General features: G+C 52.5%; 14 protein-coding genes. 9 read left to right on the forward strand and 5 right to left on the reverse strand.

Annotation, left to right across the window (positions count from 1 at the left end; all coding sequences use genetic code 11):
• Positions 1–64: 64 nt before the first annotated feature.
• Positions 65–1339, reverse strand: a complete 1275-nt coding sequence (locus CIK78_RS03645) for an aminotransferase class I/II-fold pyridoxal phosphate-dependent enzyme (protein WP_096277313.1) — start codon at positions 1337–1339, stop codon at positions 65–67.
• 236 nt (positions 1340–1575) lie between these two features.
• Here CIK78_RS03645 and CIK78_RS03650 point away from each other — a divergent pair, with 236 nt between their 5' ends.
• From CIK78_RS03650 to CIK78_RS03670, 4 genes are all read left to right on the forward strand, one after another.
• Positions 1576–2385: an IclR family transcriptional regulator gene (locus CIK78_RS03650; RefSeq protein WP_096277315.1), complete on the forward strand. Its 810-nt coding sequence runs from the start codon at positions 1576–1578 to the stop codon at positions 2383–2385.
• Between the two features lie 6 nt (positions 2386–2391).
• Positions 2392–3681: an FAD-binding oxidoreductase gene (locus CIK78_RS03655; RefSeq protein ID WP_096277317.1), complete on the forward strand. Its 1290-nt coding sequence runs from the start codon at positions 2392–2394 to the stop codon at positions 3679–3681.
• 33 nt (positions 3682–3714) lie between these two features.
• Positions 3715–5121 (forward strand): Na+/H+ antiporter NhaC family protein, encoded by a 1407-nt coding sequence (locus CIK78_RS03660; RefSeq protein ID WP_096277319.1) that lies wholly within the window; start codon positions 3715–3717, stop codon positions 5119–5121.
• A gap of 528 nt (positions 5122–5649) precedes the next feature.
• A complete protein-coding gene (locus tag CIK78_RS03670; protein WP_096277322.1) occupies positions 5650–6288 on the forward strand; it encodes a hypothetical protein in 639 nt (212 codons plus the stop codon).
• 2 nt (positions 6289–6290) lie between these two features.
• Here the strand turns inward: CIK78_RS03670 and mapR are convergent, their stop codons facing one another.
• Positions 6291–7712: a GntR family transcriptional regulator MpaR gene (gene mapR, locus CIK78_RS03675; RefSeq protein WP_096277324.1), complete on the reverse strand. Its 1422-nt coding sequence runs from the start codon at positions 7710–7712 to the stop codon at positions 6291–6293.
• A gap of 162 nt (positions 7713–7874) precedes the next feature.
• On the opposite strand from mapR, the gene CIK78_RS03680 reads away from it, so the two are divergent.
• Complete coding sequence (locus tag CIK78_RS03680; protein WP_096277326.1) at positions 7875–8126, forward strand: PAS domain S-box protein; 252 nt, start codon at positions 7875–7877, stop codon at positions 8124–8126.
• Positions 8110–9006, forward strand: a complete 897-nt coding sequence (locus CIK78_RS03685; protein ID WP_096277328.1) for a LysR family transcriptional regulator — start codon at positions 8110–8112, stop codon at positions 9004–9006. Before CIK78_RS03680 ends, CIK78_RS03685 begins: the two co-directional genes overlap by 17 nt.
• Positions 9007–9018: 12 nt before the next feature.
• Here CIK78_RS03685 and CIK78_RS03690 read toward each other — a convergent pair whose 3' ends face one another.
• From CIK78_RS03690 to CIK78_RS03700, 3 genes are all read right to left on the reverse strand, one after another.
• Positions 9019–10524 carry an AbgT family transporter gene (locus CIK78_RS03690; protein WP_096277330.1) on the reverse strand — a complete coding sequence of 502 codons (1506 nt, stop codon included), beginning with the start codon at positions 10522–10524 and terminating at the stop codon, positions 9019–9021.
• A gap of 57 nt (positions 10525–10581) precedes the next feature.
• On the reverse strand, positions 10582–11751 hold the full coding sequence (locus CIK78_RS03695) for an amidohydrolase (protein WP_096277332.1): 1170 nt from the start codon (positions 11749–11751) through the stop codon (positions 10582–10584).
• Positions 11752–11938: 187 nt separating this feature from the next.
• Positions 11939–12973, reverse strand: a complete 1035-nt coding sequence (locus CIK78_RS03700) for a TAXI family TRAP transporter solute-binding subunit (protein WP_343218231.1) — start codon at positions 12971–12973, stop codon at positions 11939–11941.
• Between the two features lie 512 nt (positions 12974–13485).
• Between CIK78_RS03700 and CIK78_RS03705 the strand changes: the two genes are divergently transcribed.
• Genes CIK78_RS03705 through CIK78_RS03715 form a run of 3 tightly spaced genes read left to right on the forward strand, consistent with a single transcriptional unit; the run spans position 13486 to position 15369 of the window.
• Positions 13486–14031: a spore coat U domain-containing protein gene (locus CIK78_RS03705; protein WP_096277334.1), complete on the forward strand. Its 546-nt coding sequence runs from the start codon at positions 13486–13488 to the stop codon at positions 14029–14031.
• Positions 14032–14037: 6 nt separating this feature from the next.
• A complete protein-coding gene (locus CIK78_RS03710; RefSeq protein ID WP_217990268.1) occupies positions 14038–14559 on the forward strand; it encodes a spore coat U domain-containing protein in 522 nt (173 codons plus the stop codon).
• Positions 14560–14610: 51 nt separating this feature from the next.
• Positions 14611–15369 carry a molecular chaperone gene (locus CIK78_RS03715; RefSeq protein ID WP_096277336.1) on the forward strand — a complete coding sequence of 253 codons (759 nt, stop codon included), beginning with the start codon at positions 14611–14613 and terminating at the stop codon, positions 15367–15369.
• Positions 15370–15453 lie beyond the last annotated feature (84 nt).

Below are 15453 nucleotides of genomic sequence, written 5' to 3' on the forward strand. Positions count from 1 at the left end.
AATCAGCTAATACAAGCGCACTGGAAGCGATTAGTTTAACTGTCCCAGCGCGCTTGGGGCACCGCTAGCCTTGGGAGGTGGCGAGCGCTTGGTCAATATCGGCCAGCAGGTCGTCGATATGCTCGATGCCAATCGACAGGCGCACCATGTCCGGGGTGACGCCGGCTTTTTGTAGCTCTTGGTCATTCAACTGGCGGTGCGTGGTCGAGGCCGGAATAGAGGAGCAGCTCTTGGCATCGCCAATATTAACCAGCCGCAAAATAAGCGAAAGCGCATCGTAGAAGCGCTCGCCAGCGGCTTGGCCACCCTTAATCCCGAAGCTAAGAATGCCCGAAGCGTGGCCATGCATATAGCGCTGGGCTAATGCGTGATCGGGATGGCTTTCCAGCCCGGCATAGTGCACCCATGCCACTTGGGAGTGACCTTCTAAATGCTTAGCAACCGCTAGCGCATTAGCGCAGATCCGCTCAATTCGTAGTGACAGTGTTTCCAGCCCCTGCAGAAGATTCCAGGCTGCTTGAGCAGACAGCGCCGCGCCCATATTGCGCAGCGGCACTACGCGTGCGCGGGTAATAAAGGCTGCATCGCCGACATCGCGGGTATAGCAAATGCCGTGATAGGAGACATCCGGCTCGTTCAGCAGCGGAAACCGGTTGGCATGTTCCGCCCACGGGAAGTTGCCAGAGTCTACAATAACGCCACCCACCGTGGTGCCGTGGCCGCCAATGTATTTGGTGGCCGAATGGACGACAATATCCGCCCCGTGTTCAATGGGCCGGCATAAAAACGGTGAGGCCGTGGTGTTATCCACAATCACCGGGACTCCGTGACGATGCGCGGCATCTGCAAGCGCCCGCAGGTCGACGATCCCGCCAGAGGGATTGCCGATACTTTCGCAAAATACTGCTTTCGTGCGCTCATCAATTAGCGCTTCGATGCCGGCAATGTCGTCTTTGTCGGCAAAGCGCACCTGAATGCCCTGGCGCGGCAAAGTGTGAGCGAACAGGTTGTAGGTGCCGCCATACAGCTCGCTAATCGAGACGATGTTGTCGCCCGCTTCTGCAATGGTTTGAATGGTGTAGGTGATCGCTGCCATTCCTGATGCTACCGCTAGGCCCGCAATACCGCCTTCCAGCGCGGCTACTCGTTGCTCTAGCACGGCGCAGGTCGGGTTCATGATGCGAGAATAAATATTGCCTTCCACTTTCAGATCAAACAGATCCGCCGCGTGTTGTGCGCTGTCAAAGGAAAATGACGTGGTCTGGTGAATCGGAACCGCAACAGCATTTTGCGAATCCGGTGAGTAACCATGATGGAGGGCGATCGTTTCAGGTTTCATAAAGGCAGCTCGTGAAAGAGAGGAGTAGCCCTGATCTTAGAGAAGTCGACGCGGGTGAGCCAACGTCGTTTAGTCGGATGCCCTGCCTCAATCGAAGGCCGAGTGAGGTCACTATGTATCGGCGATGGCCTGTTCGGCAGGCGGCTGTCAAGATTGCCGTGTCTCATTTGGTGAGATGAAATCGTAAAGTTGTCTTGCTATGTTCTAAGCCACACCAACAAAAAATGACGCGCGCCATGCCTGCACACATGCCTTCACCCGGTAGAAATACGCAACAGACTCCCTCGACGTTGGTTCATGCCATGCAGGTGCTGCAAATCACAGCACGTTGCGGGCACCGTGGTGCCAGCATCAATGATTATCTCGATGCGCTCGAATTCAGTCGCCCAACGCTTTATCGATTATTAAAAGGGCTCAAGCAGCAAGGGTTTTTGCGCTCTTCTCCTGTTCGTGGGCGCTATCTATTAGGGTATGAACTGCTGGTGCTCGGCGCTCAGGCGGGCAATGGCGCCGGGCTGCGTGACCTGGTTCGGCCAAGGTTGCTGGCTTTAGCCCATCGTTGTGGCGATAGTTTTTATCTCTTTGCGCGCGATGGTTTTAATGCTGTTTGCTTGGAAGTACAGAACGGCGCCTACCCTGTGGGCAGTTTCGTTAGCGCTACGGGCGGCCGCCTGCCGTTAGGTGTTGGCCAAGCATCTATCGCCTTGCTTGCCTATCTGGAAGCTGACGAGCGCAGCGATATACTCAGCCATAACGCCGCACGACTGCTTAGCGAATACGCGATCGCCGTTGCTGATGTTGAAGCGGAAATACACTATCTACTCACTCATGGCTATGCTCACGGCGTGGAGGGATCTCTGCTGCCCGAGTACAGCGGCTTGGCCATTCCTATCCTTGATCACAGTGGTCATCCTTTGGGTGCGATGAGCTGCTCGATGCTGAAATCGCGTATGACAGCTGACCACAAGGCGGACGTTCTCAAAGGCATGCAGGATGAAGTGGCTGCCATGGTTAACAAGGCCCACGGCCTTTTGTATTTGGATTGAATCATCATGAAACTCCTCACACACCCTTCCCATCAGCGCCCGTGCGGCTGGAATTCATGGCTACCTTCGCGAAAGGTGCGCCCAGCGTTAAACGGTCAGTCTGAGGCAGAGGTGGTCATCATCGGCGCGGGTTATACCGGCTTTGCGGCGGCCACTGCCTGGCAGCAAGCGCGGCCAGATGATCGCATCAAAATTCTTGAGGCTGATCGAGTCGGTGAAGGTAGCCCGGGGCGCAATTCTGGCTTCATGTTGGAAATTGCCTTAGCGAACGACGCTCGGCCCGAAGAGCTTGAGCGCATGGGGCAGTTAAACGCGTTGAGCCGGCAAACGATGGCGCTGCTACGTGAGCGTGTTGAGCGTCTAGGTATCGACTGCCAGTTAGCGCATAGCGGCACCTACCGAGCGGCCAGAAGCGCGATAGGCCAGCGTTCACTTAAACAGTACGAAGACTTTCTTAACGCGGCTGGACTGTCCTATCAGACCTTAAGCGGGGGCCAGCTCGCTGAAAAAATTGGTACCCATTATTACTCGCATGGCCTTTATTCGCCGGACTGTTATCTGGTCCAGCCAGCCGCATTGATTACGGGCTTGGCAGATTCGTTGGAACCCGGAATAGAGCTGCACGAATATTCGCCCGCCACGCAGATTGTGCCTGACGGCAAAAAGTGGCGTGTTTCGACCTCGGAAGGTGAAGTATTGGCTGGGCGAGTGATTCTCGCCAATAACGCTTTTTCGAGGGCTTTCGGTGCCGACTCTTCGCGGCTAACGGCGATTTATACCTATGCCGCTATTACCGAGCCATTAGTGGAGCGGGATCGCCAGCGTATTGCTGCTAGAACCTGGGGGCTGCTGCCTGCGCACCGGCTGGGTTGTACGCTGCGCACCACGGTCGACGGGCGATTGATGATTCGTTCAGGCTACAGCTATGAGCGCGAAGCCGATAACGCGCGTGTCGAAGACGGATTAAGAGCAAGCCTTGAAGCTCGCTATCCCGACATCGCCCCCGTGCGCTTTGACCAGATGTGGGGAGGCACCACCGGGCTTACCTATAACGGCGCGCCATTCTGGGGTGAGATTCAGCCCAATTTGTATGTATCGGCAGGGTGTAATGGTGGCGGGATCGTCAAGGGCACCTTCCTGGGCGATGCGCTGGCGCGCAAAGCGCTGGGACAGCCCGTTGAGGATGTTGCGTCGCTGTTTGGCACCGCTAGTTGGATGCCGCCTGACCCTGTGCGCCGGTTAGGGTTTTATCTAACCAGCCAAGTAGAGCGCCTCAAAGCGAAATCCGAAACCTGATCCCAACCTTTATTATAAAAAAGAGAGATTACAATGAATCCTCAAGAGCATATTGGGCTGTTGTCTATCCTGCCGGCGGCACTTGCGATTGTGCTGGCATTCGTCACGCGTAATACCGTTTTTTCATTGGCCGTTGCTTGTTTTGTTGGGGTAATCACCCTGGGCAATGGGTTGATGGGGTTTCCGACGCTGTTAAAGGAAACGCTGGGCACGACGAGCTTCTCCTGGATATTGTTGCTCGAGCTATTCATCGGTACGGTGATCGCTTTTTTCCAGCGGACGGGGGCTATTCAAAACTTTACTGCCTGGGTGGAGCGCCGTGCCTTATCGCGTGTGAAGGTTCAACTGATTGCCTGGCTCATGGGGATGTTTGTTTTCTTCAGTGACTATTTCAGCCCGCTGTTTGTCGGCAGCACGATGCGTGGCCTGACGGACCGCTACCGTGTTTCCCGTGAAAAACTCGCTTACATCGCGGATTCAACCTCAGCCCCCGTGAGCGTTCTGATCCCGATCACCGGCTGGGCGGTATTTATCTCTGGGCTGCTGATCGGTATGGGCCCTATCGAGAATGCGGCGCAGGCAATGAGTGTGTTTCTCTATGCCATCCCCTTCAACCTTTATGCATTTCTTTCTGTGCTGGTGGTGGGGCTGGTGATTGTTGGCGTTATTCCGCTTTTCGGACCAATGCGTGAAGCTGAGCGTCGGGCCCAAGAAGAAGGCAAGGTATTGCGTGATGGTGCTGAGCCGCTGGTGGGAGAGGAGCTAACCGATATTCCACCTTATGAAGGTGTGCGCACCAGCCTATTTTGGAACTTCTTCGCCCCGGTCATGGTGGTGATCGGTGTGGCGGTAGGGACGTTTATTGTGATGGATTCGGCCAAGACCATGGAAGCCTTCCTGGCGGCGTCGGTGTTCTTAGGGATTGTCATGCGCCTGCAGGGCATTCCTTTCAACGATATTATGAAAACCTCACTCTCCGGCATGAAGGGTGTCATGCCCGCGATCATCATTCTGGCGCTGGCCTATTCGCTGAATCAGCTGTCAAAAGATATGGGCACGGCCAACTACATTGTTGAAGCAACCGCCGGTTGGCTGACGCCTGCGTTACTACCCGCCATGACGTTTTTGATTGCCGCCGTCATTGCCTTTTCCACCGGCACATCATGGGGCACCTTTGCCATTATGATGCCGTTAGCCGTGCCTCTTGCCTTCAACTTCAGCGCAGATGCCATTACGCCATTGCTCTATGCCACCGTCGCTGCAGTCGCGGGCGGCGGTGTGTTTGGGGACCACTGCTCGCCGCTATCGGACACATCGGTACTTGCTTCTACCGGCGCCGCTTCCGACCACATTGACCATATCAAGACGCAAATTCCCTTTGCGCTCGCTGTCGCCCTGGTGACTCTGGTCGCGTATCTATTGATCGGCCTCATGCTGTGAGGCTTGTTTGATGCCGGAGTTAGCGCTCCGCAGGGCATAGGCGCAAAAGAGTAATTATAAGCACCCCCTGCGGTGCTTATTTAGCGATCCCATGGTGCTTTTTAATCCGGTACATATGCGCATCCGCATAGCTGAGCAGAGTGTCAGCATCGTGGCCATCGTGCACAGCACACGATCACTCGCGCCACGCCAACACGCACTCCTTCTTCTTCGTACCAGCGAGCAGACCATAGGATATGCACGATTGCGAAAATCGATATAAGGCTGACCGCTCATAACACGTTGAATGGAGCTGTGGCTGGCCGCGAGATCATCCGGATGCATGTAGCCAGTGATCAGGGTGCCGATCAGCTCATTTAGCCGCGCTGATCTGATCTGTCTTTATAGTGGCTTTCTGAGCCTGTACAGATCAAGGGTGTATAGGCATAGTTCTCATGCATAGATAGCGTGATGTCGATGTAATGAAGGCAAATAGCGGTCAGTTTTTCGACGGCTCTTGATGGGTAAGCAGCAAGTGGAGGACGTTCTTTGATCTATATTATTTTTGTCATAATCCTTGTGGGCGTAACGGCCGCTTTGTACCAAGTGTATGACGTTAACCATAATATAAATGTCGGCAATGAAAAGAAATTATCGCGCGCGAATAAAGCCCGCTTAGCAGAGCTCTCTGCCAAAGCAAAAACGTCTTCAAACGAGCATTCAGAGGCAGAGTTTGGCCAAGCCGCTGCTGCTGTTTTTGGCCCTGGTATTACGCGGAAAATGGCCTTGACGGCATTTAATGATGAGGAAGAGGGGCGCTATGCCATTCCTCTACTAAGGCGCAGAGAAAAGTTGGTTTATAACGGTGATATTAAAGTAAAGCATCTATCGTTTTGGGTAACGAAACTGCCTACGTTTGACGTGCGTGGCCTGCTAATAACGCTTGTTATTATTAACTGCTTTTTGGCACAGCTTTTAGGCGGGATGAGTATCTATACCATTCACTATAAGTTTTCGGCGTCCGCACTTTTATGGATTAATGAGCCGTTTTATTTAATGATTATTATTTATGTATTAATCTTTATGACGTTCTGTATTTCAAGGTTTGATATGTATATGAACGATATTTATCAAATCGGTAAGCTAAGTCGGCATGTGAACTCAGGCGAGGGTGGAGTGAGCGTTTAATGTCACTCCAAACGCCGTTGGCTGTGTAATAACTTTCCGAGAGTTTCCATGCCGTGCTCGCTATAGGCAGTCCAGGGATGGCCGTAGCTCAGGCGTATGCAGTGGCGAAACTGCTGCGTCGCCGAGAAAATAGGGCCAGGCGCTATGCTAACGCCGTGATCAAGCGCCATGGTGAATAGACGCAGTGAATCAATATGTTCCGGGAACTCGACCCATAAAAAGTAGCCGCCTGCAGGCCGCGTTATGCGGGTTTGGGCAGGAAAATAGCGGTTTGCAGCGGCCAGCATACTGGCTTGCTGAGCTTCTAGAGCGTGGCGGAGCTTACGCAAATGGCGATCAAACCCGCCGTGCTGCAAATAATCGGCAAGAGCCGCTTGTGCTGGAATAGACGGCGAAATGGTCGTCATTAGCTTCAGCCGTGAGATGGCCTTGGCATAGCGGCCACCCGCTGCCCAGCCGACGCGATAGCCCGGTGCCAAACACTTTGAAAAAGAGCTGCAGTGGATGACCAGTCCCTCGTCATCAAAGGCTTTTACGGGGACGGGGGGCGCACTGCCGAAATAAAGCTCCGCATAGACATCATCTTCTAACATCGGTACTTGGTGCTGCTTTAACAGCTGGTAAAGAATCCGCTTGCGCTCTTTGCTAAGGCTGGCGCCGAGTGGATTTTGCAGATGGCTCATAAACCAGCAGGCTTTAATAGGGAGTGACGCCAGTCGCTCTGCCAACACCTCAAGGTCGATGCCGTTTTGAGGATGTACCGGAATCTCCACCGCTCTTAATTTCAGCCGCTCTAACACTTGCAGGGTGGCATAAAAGGCGGGCGATTCGACCGCGACAAGATCGCCCGGCTGGGTCACGCACTGCAGGGCTAAATTGAGTGCCTCCATGGCGCCATTGGTAATAACCAGCTCTTCGATAGGCCGTTGAATGCCACCCAGCATGTAGCGCAAGGCAATTTGCCGCCGTAAGTCGGTATGCCCTGCGGTCATATCAGCCACCAACTGCTGTGGCGAAAGAGCGCGTAAGCCGCGAGTCATGCTGGTGCTTAACCGAGTCAGTGGAAAAAGCTCTGGGCTGGGGAACGCGGACCCAAAGGGTACCGTTTGTGTATCCTGCAGTGAATCGAGCACGGAGAATGCCAGCTCGCTCACTTTTACTTCCGCCGGGTCTGCGTGTTGCAGCGTGACGCGTGGTTCATCCCGCAGGCGCTGCGCATGCTCGCGGACAAAATAGCCTGAACGTGCGCGAGCAGTGATCAGCCCTTGGTTTTCCAGTAAGTAATAGGCCTGAAATACCGTAGATGGGCTAATGCCATGATGGCGGCTGGCCTGGCGAACTGAAGGTATTCGCTCCCCAGGGCTTATTACGCCCTCGCGTATCAGCGCGGCTATCTCATCGGCAAATTGCTCATAGCGTTTCATGGGGCAGGTCACCGTCGTTTTATTACTTGTTTAAATACAGGGTTGCTTTCTGTGCTCTTAATTGTATCAAATGGTTACGTTATAAAAATAAAAACTGGGGTATTATCCAAGGCCATAAAGACAGTTACGTGTGAATCATTGAGACCTTGTTGAAGGCAAACCATGTATACAGCCGATCTATTTCCTCTCGATAATTTTCCGGTGGAATGCATGGTCACCGATGATAAGCGACGTATTGTCTATATTAATCGCTATATAGAAAAACAGTACGGTTATTCATCGGATGAACTGTTAGGTGCGGATCTATTTGTTTTACTCAGCAAAGCCTCTCAAATTATGTATGACATTTATATCGCTTCTTGCATAACTGCTGCCGGCGTTACAACACGTGCATGCTATGAACATACTGGATAAACGCGCTTTCTATTTGCTAGAGGTCAGCAGCTGTGGCGGTATCCGCGCAGCGGCTGAGCATATGAATATCAACCCGTCCGTGGTGAGCCGTCAGGTGCGGGGCTTAGAACAAGAGCTTGGCATGGCGTTGCTGGAAAGGCAGGGGCGTCATGTAATGCTGACGGAAGCGGGCCGGCTAGTGCTGGAAAGCTTTCTGGCCCAGCGGCGCTTGAATGCTGAACTGAGTGATACGCTTTCCCGCTTACGCAATTTGCAGACGGGTAAAGTCGTAGTGTCGGTAGGCGACGGCTTTGTCGATAGCTTTATTAACCACGTAATGCGGCGTGTTTCCGAGCAATATCCCGAGGTGCTAATCGAAATTAAAACGGGCATCTACTATCCTCGCGAGCCGCATGAAATGGTAGCGACAGATGAGGTAGATATTGCCATTACCTATGGCCCGGTTTCCGACCCTAGGCTAGTGGTTCACTCCTTTGAGCGTGGGCCGCTATGTGCACTGGTGGCGCCTTTCCACCCACTGGCTTGCCAGACGGGTGTCACCGTGGCTGAGCTGTTGCAGCACAAGTTGATCTTCTTGCCGGATGTATCAGGATCTCAGCAGTTTGTTAGCGCGGTGCTTGGCGCCGCTGGGCAAAGAGCAACGCCTGCCTACCGCTGTAATCTACACTCCGTCTCACGGCGCATGGCAAGCGCGGGCATTGGGGTATCGTTTATGACTGCCGCCGCCGCCCGAAATGAGATAGAGGCGGGGTTATTGAAAGCGATCCCCATTACGCACTCTCTAGCTGCCAGCAGCCAGGGAAATCTCGTGCGTCGAGCCGGCAGAAGGCTTTCGCCCGCTGCCGACTATTTATGGAAGCTGATGATGACGATGCAATAATGCCGCGAGGCGTTAGCTTGCCATCATGTAAACACCAGGGCCAATCGGCCATCCCATGGCAAGCCAGAACATCAGGAACGCCGACCAAGCAATCAAAAAGCCGAGTGCCATCGGTAGCATCGTGGCAATCAGTGTTCCCAGCCCCATATCTGGCTTGTAACGCTGCATATAGACCAGCGCGACCGAAAAGTACGGGCTCATTGGGGAAATAATGTTGGTGCTCGAATCGCCAATACGGAACATCGCCAATACAAAGGCTGGGTCAAAGTCGATCATCATCAGCATTGGAACGAAAACCGGTGCCATTAATGCCCATTGAGCCGAGCCGCTGGTCATAAAGACGTTGAGTATCGCACTCATAGCAATAAATGCCCCGACTAAAGGCAGGCCGGTAAAGCCGGTGCTTTGCAGAATATTAGAGCCCTCAATGGCAATATATTGACCAAGTTCTGACCAGCGGAAGTAGGCAATAAATTGCGATATTGCAAAAAACAGTACCAGCGTCGGCGCAAGATCACTGGCGGATTCTGCCATCCGCAGGGGCACGTCGCGGCTACTGGTAATTTTGCCGGTGGTGATGCCGTAGACCAAGCCAATCGTTACAAAATAGATAAACATCAGTGGCACTAGCGAGCGCAAGAAAGGCGATGGAATGAGACCACCTTCTGCATTGCGTAGCGGCGACGCCTCAGGAATCACTGCAATAAGCACCAGGGCCAGATAAATCAAGGTGGCAAAACCGACACGTTTAAGCCCCTTTTTTTCCGTAGCGCTTAGCTCTGGTTTAACGATGTCCGTTTTAAAATTTTTGTCCATCGGTAGGGTGCGCTGAAGCCTTGGCTCCACTATTTTGTCGATGATGAGCGTGCCAACGATAGCTAGCACGAATACCGAGCAGGCAACGAAGTAGTAGTTGTCGACCGGCGAAATATAGGCGTCGGGATCGATCAGGCGCGCCGCGTCGGTGGTAATGCCCGCAAACAGTGCGTCTCCCACCGTTATGAACAAACTGGCATCAAAGCCAGCACCTGCGGCAGCGTAAGCCGCAGCGGCTCCGGCAATAGGATGACGGCCCACTGAGTAGTACAGCATGGCCGCCAGGGGGATCAGAATTAGATAGTTAGCATCGGATGCAACGCTGCCACAAATGCCTGCCAGAAATACGCAGAAGGTAAGCAGAGAAGGCGGAGCTTTCGCCACACTCGCCTGCATCAGTGTCGACATTAGGCCTACTTTATCCGCAAGGCCGATGCCGAACATGACCACCAAAATGAGCCCCAGCGGTGGGAAATTTACAAAGTTACTGACCACGCTGGTCAGCATGAATTCGATCCCGTCTGCAGAAAGCAGGTTGCGAACGGCGACGCTGTCGCCCGTTTGCGGGTTGATGGCAGAAACACCAAACATCGCGAGAATGGCGGAGATAACCACCACCACGGCGGCCAGAATGGCAAACAGAATAAACGGATGGGGGAGTTTATTGCCCACCCGCTCAATAGAAGAAAGTACGCCTTGCATCGTTTTAGCCCTTATTATTAAACATTATTTTTAATCTAATGGGGTGTCGAGAGGCCACTAACGCTGGGATAACACGCTTTTTGCCAGGGCCACAAACATGCCTGCAGCGACCGGTAAGATCTGGTCATTGAAATCATACTTTTCATTGTGTAGATAAGCGCTGTCACCGTTACCGACAAAGAAAAAACAGCCGGGCACTTCTTGTAGATAAAATGCAAAGTCCTCTGCGCCCATGGTCGGCATGTAATCTAGCTGCTGAATATCGTCGCTAACCGCATGCTTAGCGGCTATTGCCAGCACTCTTTCTGACCATTCTGGATCGTTAACTAGCGGCGGAATTTGATGAAGATGCTCAATCTGGAAGTGCGCGCCGTGGGCTGTACATAGGCCCTGTATCACCTGCTCTAATTTGCCGGTCAGCGCCTCACGTGAAGAGGGGCGGTCACTGCGAATATTGATCAGCAGCTCAGCATGGCCGGGAATAACATTGGCGGCATCTCCGGCGTGAAAAGACGCTACCGTAATCACGCCAGCTTCGAGCGGAGACTTATGGCGAGCCACCAATCCCTGTAGCTGCTGTACCAGTGATGCGCCTACGTAAATAGGATCAACCGCCAGGTGCGGCATTGCAGCATGCCCGGAAACGCCCTTAATGATGACTTTGTAAGTGTCGTTACCGCCCATGGCCGAACCGGATTTGACGAATAGCTGGCCGGCTGGAAAGCCAGGGCGGTTATGGTAGCCAAATACGGCGGATACGTTAGGGTTTTCCAGCACGCCTGCCTTGACCATTAAGTCTGCACCGTTGCCGCCTTCCTCTCCTGGCTGGAACAGCAGCTTTATATAGCCGCATAGCTCATCACGCATCGCCATAATGGCCTCGGCGGCAAGCAGTAGCGTGGCGGTGTGCCCGTCGTGGCCGCAGGCGTGCATCAAGCCTTCCTGCTGGGAGCAGTGATCAAAAGCGTTAGCTTCCAGAATAGGAAGAGCATCCATATCGGCTCGGAAAGCAATCACGGGGCCGTCTCGCCCGGTGTCCAGTTCAGCCATCACACCCGTGATAGCAATGCCTTCTGTAACTGTGTAACCAAGCGCACGAAGTTGCTTTGCAACTAGCGTGGCAGTGTCGGTTTCTTGGAATTTAAGCTCAGGGTTTTGATGAAGCCTATGCCGCAGCGCGGTGGCATCTTGCAGCTGTTTTTCTGAAAAAACGTGTTTTGAAAGCATTGCCTGTTCCTGCCGTTATTAGCGTCATTATTTTAGAGGCTATAAATTAAGCGACTTAGCAGACAGGAAGGAGAGGCTAGCGTGACAAGTTCGTTGCTTTTTGAGCAACAGTGGGTAGTGCTTTACGTTCAGCAGGCCACACATCACCCCCCCTAGGTTAAATGAATCTAGGGGGGGGTGATGTTTATTACATCTCTGGCGGTAGAAGCTCGGCGGGTACGTCTAGGCCAATTTCCTGATAGTAGCGCACGGCGCCTGCATGAAGCGGGGAGGTAGTATTTTCAACAGAGATGGCTGGCGTCATCCCTTGGGCGGGAGCAAAGGTCTGGCTTAACCGCTCGATATTTTCCCAATAAGCACGTGTGAACTCGTAAACTGCATCTTCGGATAGATCAGCGCTGCTTGCGACGCCGATATAGGTGCCCAGCGTGGTCGTTTCTGGCATGTCCCGATAAGTGCCTGCTGGAATAGTCGCTGCAGATAAGAAGGGCAATTTTTCCGTTGCGGTCGCTACTTGTTCATCACTCATTGATAGCACGCGCAAAGGTCGTGCCGAGTGAACCTCCGTAAAGGCTGGAATGGGGGGAATGCCGTTATAACTGAATCCAATGATGCGGCCATCCACAACGGCATCGGAGGCATCCGACATGCTCATACGCTGATAGTCGGGAGTGATTTCAAGCGCATCGAAGACGCGTTCGGTGATGTACTCGCCTCCGCCACCAATGCTACTGGGGTTAAAGCGCTGGCCGTCCAAGTCTTCAAACGTTTCGATACCGCTGTCCTGACGCACTGCCCAATGCATGGTGGAAGGGGCAACCCAAAGTACCATTCTGATATCGTCGATAGCCTTGTTCTGATAGCGCCCTTCGCCATGATAAGCCTCGTAGGCGCCGGGGGCATCTACGAGTGCAAAATCGATCTCACCACGACCTAAACGAATGGTATTTTCTTGAGAGCCCCCTGTTTCACGAACAGAAATTTCTAAAGGGGAGTCGCTGCTAATAAGCCTGGAAAGCTCGGAATAGCCGAAATACCAGCCTGAAGCCGTTGGAGCCACGCCAATGCTAACGGATTCGCTAGCCATCGCTTGCGCCGAAAAGCCTGCTAAGAGTATTGCTGCCGCTAATGGTTGTCCAAAGACTCGAAACGATTGTGGACGCTGAATTTTCATTAGTACTATGCCCTTGTTGTGGTATTGGCCTGAGCCATCATAAGGCATAGTAACGTTCTAATGTCACACAATGGCAATTGTCGTTTCGACTAATAGAAAAGTTGCCGCTTGGATAAGAAATTTTCTTCCGATAGGCGCTGGGCGTTAGGGTGGCGTCAGCTCAGAGGCCTCTGAGATGGCCTCCGTTTGAGGCTCGGGTGTGTCATGCGGATCGGGGAAGCCCGGCATTCAGTCCTTGAATGATTTATCTATGATTTGATGCTTTTTGTTACTTATGGTTTTTTATTATTATTTAAGTTGTCTGTATAGTAAATTTTGTCAGTATTTTGTTTATAAACCACTGCTTTTCTTGCTAAGAAAAGCAGCTAATAAAGGCTGTCGAGATGCGCTATTTTTATTTTGTTTTGATATTAATAAAAATTAGTTTATAGTTATTTTTTATTAAAGAAAAATTGATAAAAAGTCGTAACCACTAGCATTGTTAGCTGTCTATCGACAGCCATAGCTAGTTGTGCCTTGATAATTTTGTTCAGCGGAATATCTCTTCCCAGGAGCTCACCATGCTTGTATTGAACTTCTCTCGCACTGCTAGCCTGAGTACTTTGGCCGCGACGCTTTTCGTTACATCCACTTTAGCCAACGCTCAAAGCGTTACCGGCACCATTGATGCCTCTATCACATTAGAGGCCACATGCTCAGTTGGTGGCATTGAAGGCACGGGAGTCGACTTCGGCAGCCTAGCATTTGGCAGCCATTCGGCACTATTCGATCAAGTCGATACTGAAGTAGCGGGTGGCAGCGGTATCACAGTACTCTGCTCGCCGGGCGTTGCGCCCACATTTACATTAGTGGAAGGGGGGAATGATGGTGATGCAGCTCCCGCAACTCATGCAATGCAGAATACTGAAGGCGGCACTTTTGTGGGCTACACGTTATATACCGATGCAGCCCGCACTGATCTGCTAGCTCTCAATGGAGACATCGTGCTAGACCCATTCACGAATACGGCTCAAACCATTTCGCTTTATGGCCGAGCTTTTGGTAGCCCAGGCAACCTGCCTGCTGGTACCTACGAGGACACCCTACAAGTTCAGCTCGCCTGGTAGCGTTGAATGATTAAAGGCTGGCAACTTGTCAGTTCCGCAGTGATGGTAGCGGGGCTTTCTCAAGCCTCGCCAACCGACACCTTTATGGTATCGGCCACCATTACTCCGGGCTGTTTAATTAACCAAGAAATTCCGTCTAACGGAACACTCCTTGGCATGATAGGTAGTTTGGCTTTTGGTACTGCATCAGCACTTTCCCAAGACATGCACAGTGCATCACTAGTCACGTCAAGCGCCTTTACGTTGAGCTGTACGCCTGGAACGCCGCTAACGCTTCGAGTTGATGGCGGTCAGCAATGGGACGTAGAGCGCCAGCTCAAGCGTGTAAATGGAAACGAGACGCTCGCCTATCAGCTTTATCAAGATGCCGCACTTCAGAACGCCATCGGGATCAGTCAACCAGTCTCCATAGATACTTCGACCACACCAGACAATATCACCTTGCCCATTTGGGGCAGGCTGATGCTGCCGGGTAACTTGCCTGCCGGCAGTTACAGTGATGAATTATTAGTCACATTGGAGTGGTGACGTCTCATTGGCGGGATAATAAGTAACGAAAGGGAATACCTAGTGCGAATAATGCGTTTCAGTTACGTCATTGGCGTTCTCGCTTTGCTAAGCCTGCTGGCGAGCCCGATTTCCGCAATGGCTAGCTCTTTGTTGATCTGGCCCATTTACCCTGTTATCGAGAGCGACCAGCAAGCCAGTGCTCTTTGGCTCGAAAATCAAGGCAGTCAGCCAGCCAATATGCAGCTGCGCATATTTGCGTGGTCACAAGAAAGAGGGGATGACCAGTATCAGACCCAGCAGTCAGTGGTAGGGAGTCCGCCAATGATGACAATCGCTCCCGGCGAGCGGCAGATGGTACGCCTGATTCGGCAGGCAGTGCCGCCCGTTGGTCAAGAGCAGGCCTACCGAATTATCATCGATGAAATTCCTGCGCTAGCACCCGGTAATGAGGTGCAGAATACGCCACGCGCTGCGGTTAAGTTACAGATGCGTTACTCATTACCGCTTTTCGTTTACGGTGAAGGAGGCATTCCACCAGAACGCGTAGCTAATCATAGTAATAGCGGGTTTTACCCAGGACTAAGCTGGCGGGTTATTCAACAGGGCGAGCAGGCGCAGTTGGAAATTCAGAATACTGGCCAACACCATGTGCGCCTGAGCCAAGTGGCCTTCAAACAAGGTGAAACACGCGCGGAAGTTTCCGCAGGTCTACTTGGCTATGTACTGCCCGGCGGTACGCGCCGCTGGCTACTACCCCCAGGAGTCAGGCCTATGGGCGAGCTACATGCGCAAATATTGGGTGAAAGCCATCGCGTTTTACCTAAATAGCCACCTGTATGAATTGTCGCCTTAATCGGCTTTTTCGGGTATGCCTATTGTTGTGTTGTAGCGCTCTGCTACCCGCTATCACAT

The sequence above is a fragment of the Halomonas sp. JB37 genome (assembly GCF_002332255.1).
GTDB classification, from domain to species: domain Bacteria; phylum Pseudomonadota; class Gammaproteobacteria; order Pseudomonadales; family Halomonadaceae; genus Vreelandella; species Vreelandella casei.

Bases quoted from the DNA above. Each gene is read 5' to 3' on its own strand.
- CIK78_RS03650 (WP_096277315.1), top strand. From the start codon at position 1,576: ATGCCTGCACACATGCCTTCACCCGGTAGAAATACGCAACAGACTCCC.
- CIK78_RS03680 (WP_096277326.1), top strand. From the start codon at position 7,875: ATGTATACAGCCGATCTATTTCCTCTCGATAATTTTCCGGTGGAATGC.
- CIK78_RS03705 (WP_096277334.1), top strand. From the start codon at position 13,486: ATGCTTGTATTGAACTTCTCTCGCACTGCTAGCCTGAGTACTTTGGCC.
- CIK78_RS03715 (WP_096277336.1), top strand. From the start codon at position 14,611: ATGCGTTTCAGTTACGTCATTGGCGTTCTCGCTTTGCTAAGCCTGCTG.
- CIK78_RS03645 (WP_096277313.1), bottom strand. From the start codon at position 1,339: ATGAAACCTGAAACGATCGCCCTCCATCATGGTTACTCACCGGATTCG.
- CIK78_RS03710 (WP_217990268.1), top strand. From the start codon at position 14,038: ATGATTAAAGGCTGGCAACTTGTCAGTTCCGCAGTGATGGTAGCGGGG.
- CIK78_RS03685 (WP_096277328.1), top strand. From the start codon at position 8,110: ATGAACATACTGGATAAACGCGCTTTCTATTTGCTAGAGGTCAGCAGC.
- mapR (WP_096277324.1), bottom strand. From the start codon at position 7,712: ATGAAACGCTATGAGCAATTTGCCGATGAGATAGCCGCGCTGATACGC.
- CIK78_RS03700 (WP_343218231.1), bottom strand. From the start codon at position 12,973: ATGCCTTATGATGGCTCAGGCCAATACCACAACAAGGGCATAGTACTA.
- CIK78_RS03660 (WP_096277319.1), top strand. From the start codon at position 3,715: ATGAATCCTCAAGAGCATATTGGGCTGTTGTCTATCCTGCCGGCGGCA.
- CIK78_RS03655 (WP_096277317.1), top strand. From the start codon at position 2,392: ATGAAACTCCTCACACACCCTTCCCATCAGCGCCCGTGCGGCTGGAAT.
- CIK78_RS03690 (WP_096277330.1), bottom strand. From the start codon at position 10,524: ATGCAAGGCGTACTTTCTTCTATTGAGCGGGTGGGCAATAAACTCCCC.
- CIK78_RS03695 (WP_096277332.1), bottom strand. From the start codon at position 11,751: ATGCTTTCAAAACACGTTTTTTCAGAAAAACAGCTGCAAGATGCCACC.